This window comes from Hymenobacter amundsenii (genome assembly GCF_002204745.1).
GTDB classification, from domain to species: Bacteria; Bacteroidota; Bacteroidia; order Cytophagales; family Hymenobacteraceae; genus Hymenobacter; species Hymenobacter amundsenii.
The window spans coordinates 70,068-85,080 of sequence record NZ_NIRR01000011.1 but is presented as its reverse complement, the minus strand read 5'-3'; the positions used below and the strand labels follow the sequence as shown (position 1 = coordinate 85,080).

Sequence of the window (15,013 nt, the reverse complement as noted above, 5' to 3'; positions counted from 1 at the left end):
TAACCCCAACTGACCTTATATGTCGAAGTTGAAAATACTCTATGCTGCCACGGAAATTGACCCGTTTTTGCAGACCACCAAGGTAGCGGAGTTTTTGCGGCGGTTGCCGCAGGGAATGCAGGAAATGGGGATGGAAATCCGCATTTTTGTCCCCCGTTTTGGCATTATTAACGAGCGCAAGAACCGTTTGCACGAAGTAGTGCGCCTTTCGGGCATCAACATTGCAGTGGGCGAAGATGAAAAACCGTTGGTTATCAAAGTCGCTTCTATCCCCAACGCCAAGCTGCAGGTGTACTTCATCGACAACGAAGATTACTTCCACCGCAAGTCGGTATTAGTTGACAAGAACGATAAATTTCATTCCGACAACGACGAGCGGGCCATCTTTTTTTGCAAAGGTGTACTCGAAACGGTGAAAAAGCTTGGATGGGCCCCCGATATCGTGCATTGTAACGATTGGATGACGGGCCTGATTCCGATGTACCTGAAAACGACCTATAAGAAGGACCCTATTTTCAAGGACGCCAAATCGGTGTTTACCGTGTACAACAACGAGTTTGACTTCAAATTCGGCGACGATATTTTGGAGAAAGCCAAGATGCTCGATATTGATGACAGCATGCTCTCGTCGCTGAAAACGGCTGATTTTGGGGGCTTCATCAAAATTGGGATGGAGTATGCCGATACGGTGGTGAAGTCCGATGAGGAGTTCAGTGAGAACCTGAACAAGCTGTTCACGGAGTATTCCATCGACAAACAAATTGAGCAGGTAGCCGCCGACGACGACCTGCTGACGTCTTACTACGCGCTCTACAATGAATTGGCCAACTAGCGCCAGCCGATTTGCTTCGGTTACCCTGTTAAGCTCTGCCCTGCTGACCATGCTCAGCAGCTGCGAGAAAACCAACGACCTCGGGTTGGAATTACCCGGCGCCGCTCCTATTTCTGCCACCTTCCTCGACTTGCCGGTAAGCGCCTCAACTGTGCTACAATCGCCAGTGCAGACGGTGAAAGGCAACAGCGTACTGGTAGGCCGGCTGCGCGATGCGCAAGTGGGCACGACCGAGGCGACTGCCGTGATGAATTTGCTGGTGCTGCCTAATGTGACACTCAGCGATTCACTGCCTGCTAAGTTCGCTACCTCGGTCCTCGACTCGGTCATTTTCAGCCTGCCTTTCGACCAAGTGTATGGGTCGGCAGCCCAGCCGCTACGCTTCGACCTGCTGCCGCTGCAGCAACCCCTCGACAGCCGGACGTTGTACAACGCTACTACTCCGGTAGCCAAGGGCAGTCCGTTGGTGACTAACTATGCGGCCCCACTCAACCGAGACAGAAAGGTACGGACGTTAGTGGCCGGTTCGACAGACAGTATTACGACGGTAATACCTGATCGGATAGTGCGGGTGCCATTGTTGCGTTCTTCCGGAGCCTCCTCGCTGGTGAATGCCGTTTTCACGGCCATGAAGAGCGAATCGTTCAGCCAGAATACGCTGAACGCCATCTGGCAGGGCGTGGCCTTACAGCCGGCTGCGGGCCACACGGCCAACGTGGTGGGTTTCCCCCGGTCATCGGGTAGCACGGCTGGCCGCATTACCTTTTACTTCCACGCCACCGACGCTGCTGGTAAGGCCAAGCCCAACCGCTCCTACTCTATTTTCCTCGCCAACATCCTGCCGAGCAGCAACTTCACTGATGGGTTGTTCTTCACCCAGATCACGACTGATTTGGCGGGCGGGGCATTGGCGGGCTTAACAGCCCAAAAGCCACTGCCCGCCGCAGCCACCAACGGCCTGACATATGTGCAGGAGGGCCTCGGCCTTAGTACCCGCATAGAGTTTCAAGGGCTCGAAAGCCTACGCAACAATTCCACGCTGGCTATCAACCGAGCCGAGTTGCTGATTCCAATCAAGCCGCTCACCAACGGGGTATTCCCGTACCCCAATCAGCTGTTTCTTTACGAGGTAAACGATGCCAACCAAATACTCACCCGCACGTCTGGGGCAACTACTGCCGACCGGCTGGTGCAACAGGAAGGTTTGGCAACCATAAACAATGGCAATGCCACCGTCCGGACTATTGCCACAGCGGCAGGTTTTCCGGCGTCGGCGACCGTCCCGTTCGGCCAAACGCCAGCGCAGTATTATTCGGTTAGCATTACCGAATATCTGCAGGCTTATTTGCAGAATCGGCTCGACGGGGATTTACCAACCGGACTGCTACTGTCGCCGATTTTACGCAATGCTTCCGCACTGCAACAGTCGGCACTGATAAGTGCCGTATCGAACCTGACGCTGAATCGGGCTCAGATCGATGCCAACAACATCAGACTGCGCGTATACTACTCCAAACTTCAGTAGACCCTAGGGTACCTGCTCTGGTTTGCCGGACAGGGCGGCACGGCTTTTGCCGCTGCCGCCCTATTTTTGCCTTCTTTTTCTCAGGAAATTCTCTGAATCACTTCAACTGCTATGTGCGGAATTGTTGCTTACATCGGGCACCGTGAGGCTTGCCCTATCATTCTCAAAGGTTTACATCGGCTCGAATATCGGGGTTACGATTCGGCGGGCGTAGCGCTGCTCGACGGTGACGAGCTTAGTGTATATAAGAAAAAGGGCAAAGTAGCCGAACTGGAGGCTTTTATTGCTGGCAAAAATACCCACGCCAATATTGGTATGGGCCATACCCGTTGGGCTACTCATGGTGAGCCAAATGATGCCAACGCCCACCCGCATTATTCTACGTCGGAGCGCATTGCTATCATCCATAACGGCATCATTGAGAACTACGCTGCCCTCAAGCTGCATTTGCAGCAGCAGGGGCATGTGTTTCACTCCGACACCGACACGGAGGTGTTCGTGAACCTGATTGAGGAGATTCAAAAGCAAAACAAATGTTCCTTGGAGCAGGCTGTGCGCTTGGCTCTGCATGAGGTGGTAGGTGCTTACGCCATTGTGGTGCTGAGCAAAGACAACCCCAACCAGTTGATTGCAGCCCGCAAAGGTTCACCGCTGGTGGTAGGCATTGGTGAAAATGAGTTCTTCTTGGCCTCCGACGCTACGCCCATCATCGAGTACACGAGCGATGTGGTGTATGTGAACGACTACGAACTTGTCGTCATCAGAGACGGCGAAATGGACCTGCGCAGCCGCGAGGACGTGAAGCAGACACCATATATCCAGAAGTTGGAATTGGAGCTCGACCGCATTGAGAAAGGCGGATACGAGCACTTCATGCTGAAGGAAATTTTTGAGCAGCCTCGTTCCATCCTCGACTCCATGCGGGGCCGTTTGGAGCTGGAAGCCGGCCACCTGAACATGGGTGGCGTGCGAGCCTACGAGCGCAAATTCGTGAATGCTGACCGCATCCTGATCGTGGCCTGTGGCACTTCCTGGCATGCTGGTTTGGTGGCCGAGTACCTGCTGGAGGACTTAGCCCGCATTCCGGTGGAAGTGGAGTACGCCTCGGAATTCCGCTACCGCAACCCCGTTATTACGGAGCGAGACATTGTGATTGCCATTTCGCAAAGCGGCGAAACGGCCGACACGCTGGCTGCCCTGGAACTAGCCAAGAGCCGTGGCGCTACCATTTTTGGTATTTGCAACGTGGTGGGCTCCAGCATTGCCCGCGCCACCGATGCCGGTGCTTACACTCACGCTGGGCCCGAAATTGGTGTGGCTTCAACCAAAGCTTTCACGGCCCAGGTTACGGTGCTCACGCTGCTAGCCATGATTGTGGGCCACAAGCGCGGCGCCCTCACCGATACCCGTTTGCGCGAGCTGATGGTAGAGCTGGAAACTATTCCGGCCAAGGTGGAGAAAGCCTTGGAGCTGAACACGGAAATCATGCAGATAGCCGAGATCTTCAAGGACTCGACCAACTTCCTTTATTTGGGCCGCGGCTACAACTTCCCAGTAGCGCTGGAAGGTGCGCTCAAGCTCAAGGAAATCAGCTACATCCACGCCGAAGGATATCCGGCCGCCGAGATGAAGCACGGCCCCATCGCTCTTATCGACGAGAACATGCCCGTGGTAGTAATTGCGACCAAGGATAGCTCGTACGAGAAGGTGGTTAGCAATATTCAGGAAGTGAAGGCCCGCAAAGGCCGCATCATTGCGGTTGTAACTGAAGGCGACACTGTAATTCCAGATATGGCCGAGTTCACAATTGAGGTACCGGCTACCAGCGAAGCACTGATGCCGTTGGTATCGGTAGTGCCACTGCAGTTGCTTTCCTACCACATTGCCGTACTGCGCGGCTGCGACGTCGACCAGCCCCGCAACTTGGCCAAATCGGTGACGGTAGAGTAGATTCTTTTGGAACTACTAGCCATCAGCTTATAGCTATTGGCTTTTTTGCTGAAAAAAACCTCAAACATAAACTGCCGCCCCGAAAACTTCCGGGGCGGCAGTTTATGTTTGAGGCGAAGCTCAGTCGTTGCGCTACAGCGCGAATGACTCGCCGCGCAGATACATGGATTTAAGTAGTGGGCAGACCTTATAACGCTCCTCGTGGGTGTCCTGGTAAAGGCATTCCAGCGTTTCGTAGACCCGGGCTACGCCGATGTGATTGGCCCACTCGAAGGGGCCATGCGGGTAGTTGGTACCCAGCTTCATACCTTGGTCGATGTCGGCAACAGAAGCAGTGCCTTCTTGGAGGGTATAGCAGGCTTCGTTGATAATCATGCACAGCACCCGGGGCGTCACGAGGCCCACGCGGTCGGCTATTAGGCGGTAGTCGGTGCCCAGCTTGGCGCAGACGGCGGCCAGCTCGTCGGCCGTGGCGGGGTCATGGAGCGATACTTCCAACAGAGGCCGGTCGAGGAGGGTGGGCAGGCCACAAAAGCCGAACACGGGGCCAAAAGGCGGCTTTTCACCCTCAAAAATCTGGGCCAGGCTGCGGGCGGTGGTGTCGTAGAACAGGGGCTGCCGGGGCTGCTCGTAGTGTAGCTCGGGCCAGTCGCGCAGGTCGAAGGCCACATCGGCGGCGGCGAGGCGGGCAGTGAGGTCGGTCGCGGCGGCGGGGCAGAAATCGTAGCTGTGGGCCTCGCCAAACTTGCGGCGCAGCTCAGCTTCGATGGTTTGGCCACCCACAATCAGTAGATGCATAGTTTTTCAGCTTACTTTAGCCCAAAGATAGCTCTTTCGTTTACCCACCCCACTTTCAATTTCCCGCATGGCCCACACCATCGTTTTTTCGCCCGACGCCCCTGCTCCCATCGGCCCATACAGCCAAGCCATCCGGGCCGGCAACACCGTGTATGTATCGGGCCAGATTGCCCTCGACCCCGCCACCGGCCAGCTCGTGGGCGACGGCGACGTAGCCGCCGAAACCCATCAGGTAATGCGCAATATGCAGGCCGTGCTGGCGGCGGCTGGCCTTACGTTCCGCCACGTAGCGAAGTGCGGTATTTTCGTGCAGGACCTCGGCAACTTCGGCCTCATTAACGACATTTACGGCAGCTATTTCGACGCCGACTACGCCCCCGCCCGCGAAACCGTGCAAGTTAGCCGCCTGCCCAAAGACGTGCAGGTAGAAATTTCCTGCGTGGCCGTTGACAGTGAGTAGTGAGCTGGTAGGATTATGGGTTTAACAGCACGTCAAACCCATTATTCCGCCAGTTCCTATTTTAATCTATATCTCTTCTTATGCGCGAGCTAGGCATCTTTCTATTCTGTGCGGGACTGATTGCCCTGCTGGCCCCCTACCTGCTGCCGGCCAACTTCCGGTTTCCGCTGCTGGACTGGATTTACAATTGGGGGCCGACCGTGGCCTGGGCCATTAAGGGCGGGGCCGTACTGCTGGGCCTGGGGCTCTGGCTGGGCTTCAGAAACCGCCAGTAATGCGTAAACCAACCACCCGCAAACCGGTCAAAGCACTGGCCAAGCCCACTCGTTTCCCACTCGAAAACGTCCTCACCCGCGTGTTGCCGCCGGAACTAGTGGGCCAGCGCGAGTTCGAGCAGGTCCACTTTATTGGGTTCGATTTGGGGCAGGCAGATTTGTCGGGACGGCGGTTCAGTGAGTGCCGGTTTGAGAACTGCAACCTGGCCGGGGCCACGCTGGCTAATACCAGCCTGCAAAACGTAGCCTTTGATGGCTGCAAACTGCTGGGCCTGCAGTTCACGGCCTGCCGCGACATGCTCTTTGATGTGCATTTCGACCGGTGCCAGCTCGATTATGCTTCCTTCTGGGGCAAGGCCATGCCCAACACTCGCTTTGTGGGCTGCTCGCTGCAGGAAGCCGATTTCACCCGGGCCGACCTCACCAACGCCGTGTTCGACGAGTGCCAACTCCAGGGAGCCGTGTTCAGCCAGACCTGCCTGTTGGCCGCTGACTTCCGCACGGCCCAAAACATCGTGCTCGACCCCGACCAGAACGAGTTGAAGAAGGCGCAGTTTGCCCTGACGAGCCTGCCCGGCCTGCTGGGCAAATATGGGCTGCTAGTGGAGTAAACGAGCGGCTGGGTAAATGCATGAACTGCTGTTTTGCTACCGCACGACAATGATTCACGCACTCCCCGACTCACTCCTTCACCTTTCGTACCTTTGCGGCGCGGTTTTCACCCCCAACGGTGCCGCAAATCAATTGCCTTATGGAAAGAGAAGTACGGGTGCGTTTTGCGCCCAGCCCTACCGGACCGCTGCACATCGGCGGCGTGCGCACTGCGCTGTATAATTACCTGCTGGCCCGCAAGCTGGGCGGCAAGATGCTGCTGCGCATCGAAGACACCGACCAGAACCGCTTCGTGCCCGGCGCCGAGCAGTATATTATGGACTCGTTGCGCTGGTGCGGCATCGAGATTGACGAAGGCATTGAGCAGGGCGGCCCCCACGCCCCCTACCGCCAGAGCGAGCGGAAGCCCATGTACCGCCAGTACGCCGACCAGCTACTTAAGGATGGGTTCGCCTACTACGCCTTCGATACGCCCGAGGACCTAGACGCCATGCGCGCCCGCCTGACGGCCGCCAAGGTGCCCAACCCCCAGTACAACAGCATCACGCGGGCCCAGATGCGCAACTCGCTGACTTTGCCGGCTGAGGAAACCGAGCAGCTGCTGGCCGCCGGCACGCCCTACGTTATCCGCCTGAAAGTACCCCGTAAGGAGGAAGTACGCTTCCAGGATCTGATCCGGGGCTGGGTGGTCGTGCATTCGTCGGCTATTGACGACAAAGTGCTGATGAAGTCCGATGGGATGCCGACCTACCACTTGGCCAACATCGTGGACGACCATCTGATGGAAATTACCCACGTTATCCGGGGCGAGGAGTGGCTGCCCTCGGCGCCGCTGCACGTGCTGCTCTACCGTTACCTGGGTTGGGAAGATACCATGCCTCAGTTTGCCCACTTACCGCTGCTACTCAAGCCCGATGGCACCGGCAAACTCAGCAAGCGCGACGGCGACAAGCTGGGTTTCCCGGTGTTCCCGCTCGAATTCCACGGCACCGACGCCCAGACCGGCGAGCCGACCGTGAGCAGTGGCTACCGCGAGGCCGGCTACCTGCCTGAGGCATTTATCAACTTCCTGGCCTTTTTGGGCTGGAACCCTGGCACGACCCAGGAGCTGTTCACGATGGATGAGCTGATTGAGAACTTCTCGATTGAGCGCGTGAGCAAGTCGCCGGCCCGCTTCGACCAGAACAAAGTGCGCTGGTACAACGAGCAATACCTGCGGGCCAAGCCCGACGCCGAGTTGGCCCAGTACCTCTTGGAGGACCTCACGGCCCAGGGCCGCGACGTGCCGGCCGATAAAGCCGAGCAGATTGTTGCCTTAGTGAAGGAACGCGCTACGTTCCCGGCCGATCTGGCCCGCGAGGCACAACTGTTTTTCGAGCGCCCCAGCAGCTACGATGAGCAGGTGATCAGCAAGAAGTGGAACGCTTCCGTAGCCGCCGCACTAGCAGAATTCGCGACTCAGCTATCCACAGCTCCGGATGCTTCGCCCGACGCTATTAAGGCGCTGCTAACGCAGGTGGTGGAAGCCCAAGGCCTGAAAATCGGGCAAGTGCTGCAGGCACTGCGCGTGGCCGTAACCGGGGCTGCTGCCGGCCCCGACCTGATGCACATCATGCATATTCTCGGAGCCCAGGAAACAGCTGAGCGGATTCAGGCGGCCGTAGCCGCGCTGCCCACCGCTTAGCAGTTCTGGTTTACCAACATGTAAAAGCCCGCCCGACGCTTTGTGGGGCGGGCTTTTTGCGTACCGGAAAGCAGGATATCTTTAGTAGCGAGGGCTGCGTACCTATAAGGCGTGGGCCTTGGGTCAGCGCGCTTCATTTTACTTCCTGCTCCCGCATCATGGCTAAAAAACCCACTAAACCGAAAAGCAATAAGGAAGAACCCGAGAAGAAAGCCCGGGTTCATAAGGAACTGGAAGGCTTCGAAATCAAGGTGAATCCGCTCGGCGAAATCACTTCCAATTACTCTATTGAGGAAATCAATAAGTTTCTCAACCGCCACGTGCGCGACAAGAAGCTCGTGAACCGCGACGGCGCTTTCGGTGAGAAGGACGAAGAGGACGACCTGCCCATTGAGGAGGTAGAGGAGTCGGAGGAGGATTTTGTGCGCCGCAGCAGCACCGAGGCTAAAAACAAGAAGCCTAAGGCCGATGCGAAAGGCAAAGAGGTGGACGAGGACGAAGCAACCGACGAAGAGGACGACTAACCCTGACGACTCTCCGTCCCATTCAACGCAATACCCCTGCCAGCATATAGCTGGCTTTTGCTATACTTACCCTTCACTCCAAGCCGCCAAAATCACTCGCTATGCAGTCCCACGAAATCGACTACAAAATTCTTGGTAACGATATTCAGGTGCTCGAAGTAGAGCTCGACCCCAACGAAACCGTAATTGCTGAGGCCGGGGCCATGGTGTATATGACCGAGGATATTGCCTTCGAGACCAAGATGGGCGACGGGTCGGAAGTGAACCAGGGCCTGATGGGCAAGCTATTCTCGGCCGGCTCGCGGCTGCTCACGGGCGAGTCGTTGTTCATGACCCATTTCACCCACCGGGGCGGGGTGGGCAAGGCGCATGTGGCTTTTTCGGCCCCCTATCCCGGCACCATCATCGCCCTTAATCTGCGCGAGCTGCCCCAGGGCCTTATTGTGCAGAAGGACGGGTTTCTGGCCGCCGCCCGGGGCACCAAAATTAGCCTCCACCTCAACTCGAAAATGGGCGCGGGTTTTTTCGGGGGCGAAGGCTTCATTCTGCAAAAAATAACCGGCGACGGCCGGGCTTTCGTGCACGCCGGCGGTACCATTATCGAAAAGCGGCTGAACAACGAGCTGCTACGCGTAGATACGGGATGCGTAGTAGCCTTCGAGCCGGGCATCGACTTCAGCATTGCCCGCGCCGGGGGCCTCAAGTCCATGATTTTTGGGGGTGAAGGATTACTGCTGGCCACCTTGCGCGGTACGGGCCGGGTGTGGCTTCAGTCGATGCCGGTCAAGAAACTCATCCAGGCCTTGGCTCCCAGCGGCGGCAACTCGCGCAAGGAAAGCGGCGGCATGCTCGGCGGCCTGGTTGGCGGGATTCTCGACGAGTAAGCCGCCGAAGGCTGAAGCCCATATTGCGTTCCGTAATCAGCTGCTCAAGTTGAAGGCAATTACGCCCAAACTGGCTAACAGCACCAGTAGTAAAAGGCCCATCACGACGGCCGTAACGTATTTAGAACGGACTTCGGCCTTTTTTTTAGCTTCCAACCTGTTATAATTGCTTTGGCGACGACGACGGCCACCGACACGGGAGGTTGAAGTTGTGAGCGTAGGCATGGGTGGGAATTTTTATGATCGGAACGGGGCAGAATGCAAGGATTTATCTCATAAAAATCTACAGGAGCTTAACTTAGTATAGCGGACTAGGCAGTCGGCTATCTGCCTAACGTACGACAGGTGAATTACCGGCAGATTTAGGCTGCCTAAGAGCCCATCGGCGAATAGTACTACTGAGCTTATATGTTCCTCATCTTGGCTTATCCTTACTTTTTAGCTGGGTAGGTGCCACGAGTTGGGTATCAGTCCTAACACCATTTACGTAATGCTCTGGCGGTAGCGGCCTCCCTGCCGCATTGTAGCAACGCCACTCTCCAAACCAGAAGAACCGGTCAGTAGCCGCATCCGACTCGTAGCGGGCTTGTCCGCGCCGGGCCACCCGCCCATTGGAATGGTAGATAGTGAGCGTAATAAGCCCGGCCGGATGGCGGTGAAATTGCTCGGTCCGCTCCCGTTCGCCGGTGGGGCTGAAATACTGCCAGCGCCCCACCGCCCTGCCGTGGCGGAAACGGCCCTTGCTAAGCAACTGCTGTTTTTGCCGGGCATCGAGGTAGCCGCGCCAGGGGCCGTGGCGGTGGTCGCCGCTCCGGTCGAAGCGGTTGCGCGACCAGAAGCCCACCGGGCCGCGCGCACACCCGACGGCGGTGGCTAAGCCCGTGCTCAGCAGCAGCGCCCGGGAAATCAGGAGGAAAGAGTAACCGCGCATGGGAAGGATAATCAGCCTCCCGATAGTTACAACTATTTTATTAGTTGGGAAAGGATTTCGTCCAGTAGTTCGCGTGAGTTGCTCAGCCGGGGCACTTTGTGCTGGCCCCCGAGCTTGCCCCGGCCAGCCAGCCAGCGGCCGAAGGTGCCGGTTGGGGCCACCGTGAGCGTAGGTAGCGTGAGGGCCAGGTCGCGGTGGCGCTTGGCATCGTAGTCGGAGTTGAGCTGGCGTAGCGTATCATCGAGCACCTGCGTAAAGTGGTGGGTATTGGCGGGTGGGTGCGTGAACTCGACCAGCCACTGATGGCTACCCCGGGAATTGCCACTGGCCTCGGCGAAATAGATGGGGGCGGCGGTATAGTCGCGCACGGTAGTGTGGGTGGCGTGGCAGGCGGCCGCCAATGCGGCATCGGCGTGCTCAATCACTACTTCTTCGCCGAAGGCATTGAGGAAGTGCTTGGTGCGCCCGCAGATGCGGATGCGGTAGGGTGCCAGGGAAGTAAAGCGTACCGTATCGCCGATTTTATAGCGCCACAGGCCCGCGTTGGTGCTAATGATGAGGGCGTAGGCACACCCCAGCTCCACTTCCTCCAGCCCAATGGCCTGGGGTTCGGGCTCATCCCATTGGCTTTGGGGCAGAAATTCGTAGTAAATACCGTGGTTGAGCAGCAGCAGCAGGTCCTCGGAATCAGGCTCATCCTGGAGGCCCAGGTAGCCTTCGGAGGCGTTGTAGATTTCGAGGTAGTTCATCTGGCGGCTCGGCAGAAGCTGGCGAAACAGCTCCCGGTAGGGCCCAAAGGCCACCGCCCCGTGCAGGAACAGGCTCAGCCGGGGCCAGACTTCGAACAGGTTGTCGGTGCCAGCCAGCTCCTGCACCCGGCGCAGCAGCACAATTATCCAGGTGGGCACCCCGGCCAGCACCCGCACATCGGCCGTGAGCACATGCCGGGCAATGCGCTCAATCTTGTCTTCCCACTCATCGAGCAAAGCCAGCTCCAGAGGCGGGGTGCGAATGTATTCGGCCCAGGCGGGCAGATTCTGCATAATCACGGCCGACACGTCGCCGGCGCGGGAATTGGCGGCCTCGGGGCGCAGGGGGTTGGGGCCGTGGGTGCCGCCGAGCGAGAGGGTTTTGCCGCCCAGCACGTCGGTTTCGGGGTAGTGCAGGGTGGCCAGAGCCGTCATGTCGCGGCCGGCGCGGTAGTGGCCCTCATACAACGATTCGCGGGTGATGGGGATGTACTTGCTGCGGGCGTTGGTGGTGCCACTACTTTTGGCGAACCACTCGACCCGGCCGGGCCAGAGCACGTCGGCCTCGCCGAGCAGCACCCGCTCCAGCTGCGGGTATAGCTCCTCATAGCTGCTGACGGGTACGCGCTGGGCAAATTCGCGGGCTGAGGGTGCATCGGCGTAGCCGTAGCGACGGCCCCAGTCGGTGGCGCGAGCTGTGCGCAGCAGTTCGCGCCGCAGCTGCTCCTGCACCTCGTGGGGGTGTTGGCGGAAATGCTCGATGCTGGCCAGCCGGCGCTGCACGGCCCAGGTCAGAACGGTGCCAATCATTGTTTAGAGCTTCGTGCTTAGTTGAAGAGCTTGATTGATAGTTGTCAGCGGTCAGCAAAGAACGTCATTCAGAGCGAAGCGAAGAATCTCGCGTGTTGTCGTTGTCCGGTTATCATTCAACGATTAGCACGCGAGATTCTTCGCTTCGCTCTGAATGACGTTCAACGGCTAAGCACTAACAAGGAAGCTCTAAAATCACACCTTACGCTTGAGCTCGAAATGTTTGCCCAGGTACACGCGGCGCACCATTTCGTCGGCGGCCAGCTCCTCAGCGGTGCCGGCTTTGAGCAGCTTGCCTTCGAAGAGCAGGTAGGCCCGGTCGACGATGCTGAGGGTTTCGTTCACGTTGTGGTCGGTGATGAGGATGCCGATGTTCTTGTGCTTGAGCTTGGCCACGATTCCCTGGATTTCTTCCACCGCAATGGGGTCGACGCCAGCGAAGGGCTCATCGAGGAGCACGAATTTGGGGTCGACGGCCAGGGCGCGGGCTATTTCGGTGCGCCGCCGCTCGCCGCCACTCAGTACCCGGCCCAGGTTCTTGCGCACGTGGGTTAGGCTGAACTCGTTGAGCAGCTCCTCCACCTTATCGCGCTGGGCCTGCTTGGGCATATCCGTCATCTGGAGCACCGACAGTACGTTCTCTTCCACCGTCAAATCCCGAAAAACCGACGCCTCCTGGGCCAGATAGCCGATACCGAGGCGGGCGCGCTGGTAAATGGGCAGCTTCGTAATATCGCGGTCGTCGAGAAACACCTTGCCCGCGTTGGGCTTCACCATGCCCACCGTCATGTAGAACGACGTGGTTTTGCCCGCGCCGTTGGGCCCTAACAAGCCCACAATTTCGCCTTGCTCCACGTGCAGGCTCATATCGTTGACCACCGTGCGGGCCTTGTACTTCTTTACCAAGTGTTCGGCGCGTAGGATCATGGGGGCAGGAAAAGTGAATAGCCGAATGGCTGAACAGAACAAAGATACTGTCATCCTTCATCTGGTGTCCGCCGAGCGAAGGATAACAGATTTATCTCATCCCCTACCCTTTCAGCAGCGCATCCTGAAGCTTTTGCTGGGTGAGCGTAGGGCGGGGCACCGATTCGACCAGGTTTTTCACCTGTACGTCGAACTCCTGGGGCGTGGCCTCGCGCTCTTGTACCGGACCGGTACCGTGGCGGAATTTTAGGCGCACGGCAGCGGCCGTGGCGGGCTCCACGAGGGGGCGCAGCAGCTGCTCGGCGTTCTGCATGGTCAGGGCCTGCCCATCGACGGCCACAATAACGTCGCCCTCGGCCAGGCCAAAGGCATTCCGTTCGGGCTGGGTCTGGGCGGCCCGAAACTGATTCAGACTCTGGTCGTAGGCGAAGCCCAGGTTACCAAAGGCCTTAATGCGGCTTTGGGCCGTGGGCTGGTATACCCAGCCTATTTTGCCCAGATACTCGGCCAGCGGCAGCGGTTCGGCCCCCTGCACGTAGCGCCGGAAAAACGTCCCGATTTCGGGGTTCGTGAGGGCCACGATTTCGGGGATGAGCGCGTCGTCGTCGAAGGAGCGGGTGGGGCCGTACTTCTCGCGCAGGGCTAGCAGCACGTCGCGCAGGGTCTGGCGGCCCTGGCTCAGCTCGCGCAGCCGAATATCGAGCAGCAAACCCAGCAGCGCCCCTTTGTTGTACACGTTTTCGTACATGTCCTTGTAGGGCGGCTCCAGAATGCGCCTGCTCATCTCGGTGAACGAAACCGCCGGGCCGTAGGTGTCGGCCTTGTCGATTTTCTGCTTCATCCGGTCCTGAAACTCGGCGGGCGTAATCAGGCCGGCCTGCACCTGCACCTGCTGGGCCACGTACTCGGTCACGCCCTCGTACAGCCACAGGTGCTGCGACATTTTGGGGCTCCGGAAGTCGAAGTCGCCGATTTCACGGGAGTGGATGTTGAGTGGGGCCAGCATGTGCAAGAACTCGTGCGAGGCCACCTCCAGCACCATGCTCTGCAAGCGGGCCGAATCCGGGATTTCGGGCAGGAAATAGAGCGAGGAGTAGCTGTGCTCCATAGCGCCATAGCCGCCTTTCTCGCTACTCAAAGGTGAATCGAGGCTGGGGAAATAGAACAGGAACTGGTAGCGGGGCACCGGCATCTTCCCAAAATATTTGGTCAGGGCCTCCGACATGGGCCGCAGCATCTGGCTGATGTCTGCCGCCTTCACGGCCCCGGTTTCTGAGCGCACCGCCACCGAAATCCGGGCCCCGCCGGTGCTGAAACTGGCCGTGTCGGGCCGGGCGTACAGTACGGGGCCGTCGGCCAGCGTCACGTAGTCGGGAGCCGTCAGCACGTCGCGGGTGGCCGACTCGCGACGCACGGCCAGGGCGGTGGCCCCGTACAGGTCGGCGGGCTTCTCCACGCTCACCTCGTAGGGCAGCAGCTTGTAGCCCTCGAAATAGCCGTAGAAACCGTAGTGGTTGATGGTAAAATTGCGGCCGGCATCGATGTTGGTGCCGCCCGGCTGGAAGATGAACTGGTCGTCCTGCTTGGCGTCCCAGGTGTCGTCGACGAGGTATTCGAGCCGGGCGAGCTGGCGGGCGTTGCTGATGACGAACAGGTTGGGACCGTCATTCTTGACTTTCAGCGCCTTGCCGTTCTTATCGAACGCCTTGAAGCTCGATATAAAACGGCCGTAATCCTTCTTGGAGTACGAACCCGGCACCACCGAGGGCATCACGTACGTGGCCTGGTCTTCCTGCATGACCGGCGTGTTGATAACAACCTTCACCCGGTCGTTGCTGACGTGCGTTAAATCGAGGTTGATGCGGTAGCCAGCGGGTTGCTGGGCCACTACCGTCGTGGCGGCAGCCAAGCTAAGCCCGAAGGCTAGTGGGAATGATTTCATATAGCAATTAGAATGACAGGCTAACGCCCCCACGAAGGTACGTAGTGTGTGAACGTCATTCTTCGCTTCGCTCTGAATGACGTTCCTTTACTCTCTGCCTAGCTTGCAGC

General features: G+C 58.3%; 14 protein-coding genes. 9 read left to right on the top strand and 5 right to left on the bottom strand.

Going from position 1 to position 15,013, the window contains the following annotated elements:
* Positions 1–19 precede the first annotated feature (19 nt).
* From CDA63_RS08925 to glmS, 3 genes are all read left to right on the top strand, one after another.
* Positions 20–832, top strand: coding sequence for a glycogen/starch synthase (locus tag CDA63_RS08925; protein WP_088464104.1), 813 nt, complete (start codon positions 20–22; stop codon positions 830–832).
* Positions 816–2,357 carry a DUF4270 family protein gene (locus CDA63_RS08920; RefSeq protein ID WP_088464103.1) on the top strand — a complete coding sequence of 514 codons (1,542 nt, stop codon included), beginning with the start codon at positions 816–818 and terminating at the stop codon, positions 2,355–2,357. The genes CDA63_RS08925 and CDA63_RS08920 overlap by 17 nt, the downstream gene beginning before the upstream one ends.
* A 111-nt stretch (positions 2,358–2,468) precedes the next feature.
* On the top strand, positions 2,469–4,307 hold the full coding sequence (gene glmS, locus CDA63_RS08915; protein ID WP_088464102.1) for a glutamine--fructose-6-phosphate transaminase (isomerizing): 1,839 nt from the start codon (positions 2,469–2,471) through the stop codon (positions 4,305–4,307).
* A 132-nt stretch (positions 4,308–4,439) separates the two neighbouring features.
* Here glmS and CDA63_RS08910 read toward each other — a convergent pair whose 3' ends face one another.
* Positions 4,440–5,105, bottom strand: coding sequence for a 3-hydroxyacyl-CoA dehydrogenase family protein (locus tag CDA63_RS08910; RefSeq protein WP_088464101.1), 666 nt, complete (start codon positions 5,103–5,105; stop codon positions 4,440–4,442).
* 67 nt (positions 5,106–5,172) lie between these two features.
* Between CDA63_RS08910 and CDA63_RS08905 the strand changes: the two genes are divergently transcribed.
* From CDA63_RS08905 to CDA63_RS08880, 6 genes are all read left to right on the top strand, one after another.
* On the top strand, positions 5,173–5,565 hold the full coding sequence (locus CDA63_RS08905) for a RidA family protein (protein ID WP_088464100.1): 393 nt from the start codon (positions 5,173–5,175) through the stop codon (positions 5,563–5,565).
* 80 nt (positions 5,566–5,645) lie between these two features.
* Positions 5,646–5,840 carry a hypothetical protein gene (locus tag CDA63_RS08900; RefSeq protein ID WP_088464099.1) on the top strand — a complete coding sequence of 65 codons (195 nt, stop codon included), beginning with the start codon at positions 5,646–5,648 and terminating at the stop codon, positions 5,838–5,840.
* The gene (locus CDA63_RS08895) at positions 5,840–6,451 is read left to right on the top strand and encodes a pentapeptide repeat-containing protein (protein ID WP_088464098.1); all 612 of its coding nucleotides are present in this window, start codon (positions 5,840–5,842) and stop codon (positions 6,449–6,451) included. The genes CDA63_RS08900 and CDA63_RS08895 overlap by 1 nt, the downstream gene beginning before the upstream one ends.
* Before the next feature lie 140 nt (positions 6,452–6,591).
* A complete protein-coding gene (gltX, locus tag CDA63_RS08890; protein ID WP_088464097.1) occupies positions 6,592–8,136 on the top strand; it encodes a glutamate--tRNA ligase in 1,545 nt (514 codons plus the stop codon).
* A gap of 158 nt (positions 8,137–8,294) precedes the next feature.
* Positions 8,295–8,660: a hypothetical protein gene (locus CDA63_RS08885; RefSeq protein ID WP_088464096.1), complete on the top strand. Its 366-nt coding sequence runs from the start codon at positions 8,295–8,297 to the stop codon at positions 8,658–8,660.
* A 101-nt stretch (positions 8,661–8,761) separates the two neighbouring features.
* Complete coding sequence (locus CDA63_RS08880) at positions 8,762–9,544, top strand: TIGR00266 family protein (protein ID WP_088464095.1); 783 nt, start codon at positions 8,762–8,764, stop codon at positions 9,542–9,544.
* 415 nt (positions 9,545–9,959) lie between these two features.
* Here CDA63_RS08880 and CDA63_RS08875 read toward each other — a convergent pair whose 3' ends face one another.
* The 4 genes from CDA63_RS08875 to CDA63_RS08860 form a co-directional block, all read right to left on the bottom strand.
* On the bottom strand, positions 9,960–10,475 hold the full coding sequence (locus CDA63_RS08875) for a toxin-antitoxin system YwqK family antitoxin (RefSeq protein WP_088464094.1): 516 nt from the start codon (positions 10,473–10,475) through the stop codon (positions 9,960–9,962).
* 32 nt (positions 10,476–10,507) lie between these two features.
* Positions 10,508–12,034 carry a GH3 auxin-responsive promoter family protein gene (locus tag CDA63_RS08870; protein ID WP_088464093.1) on the bottom strand — a complete coding sequence of 509 codons (1,527 nt, stop codon included), beginning with the start codon at positions 12,032–12,034 and terminating at the stop codon, positions 10,508–10,510.
* Positions 12,035–12,229: 195 nt separating this feature from the next.
* Positions 12,230–12,961 (bottom strand): LPS export ABC transporter ATP-binding protein, encoded by a 732-nt coding sequence (gene lptB / locus CDA63_RS08865; RefSeq protein WP_088464092.1) that lies wholly within the window; start codon positions 12,959–12,961, stop codon positions 12,230–12,232.
* Between the two features lie 103 nt (positions 12,962–13,064).
* Entirely contained in the window at positions 13,065–14,903 is a 1,839-nt protein-coding gene (locus tag CDA63_RS08860) for a M61 family metallopeptidase (protein ID WP_088464091.1), read from the bottom strand.
* Between the last annotated feature and the right edge of the window lie 110 nt (positions 14,904–15,013).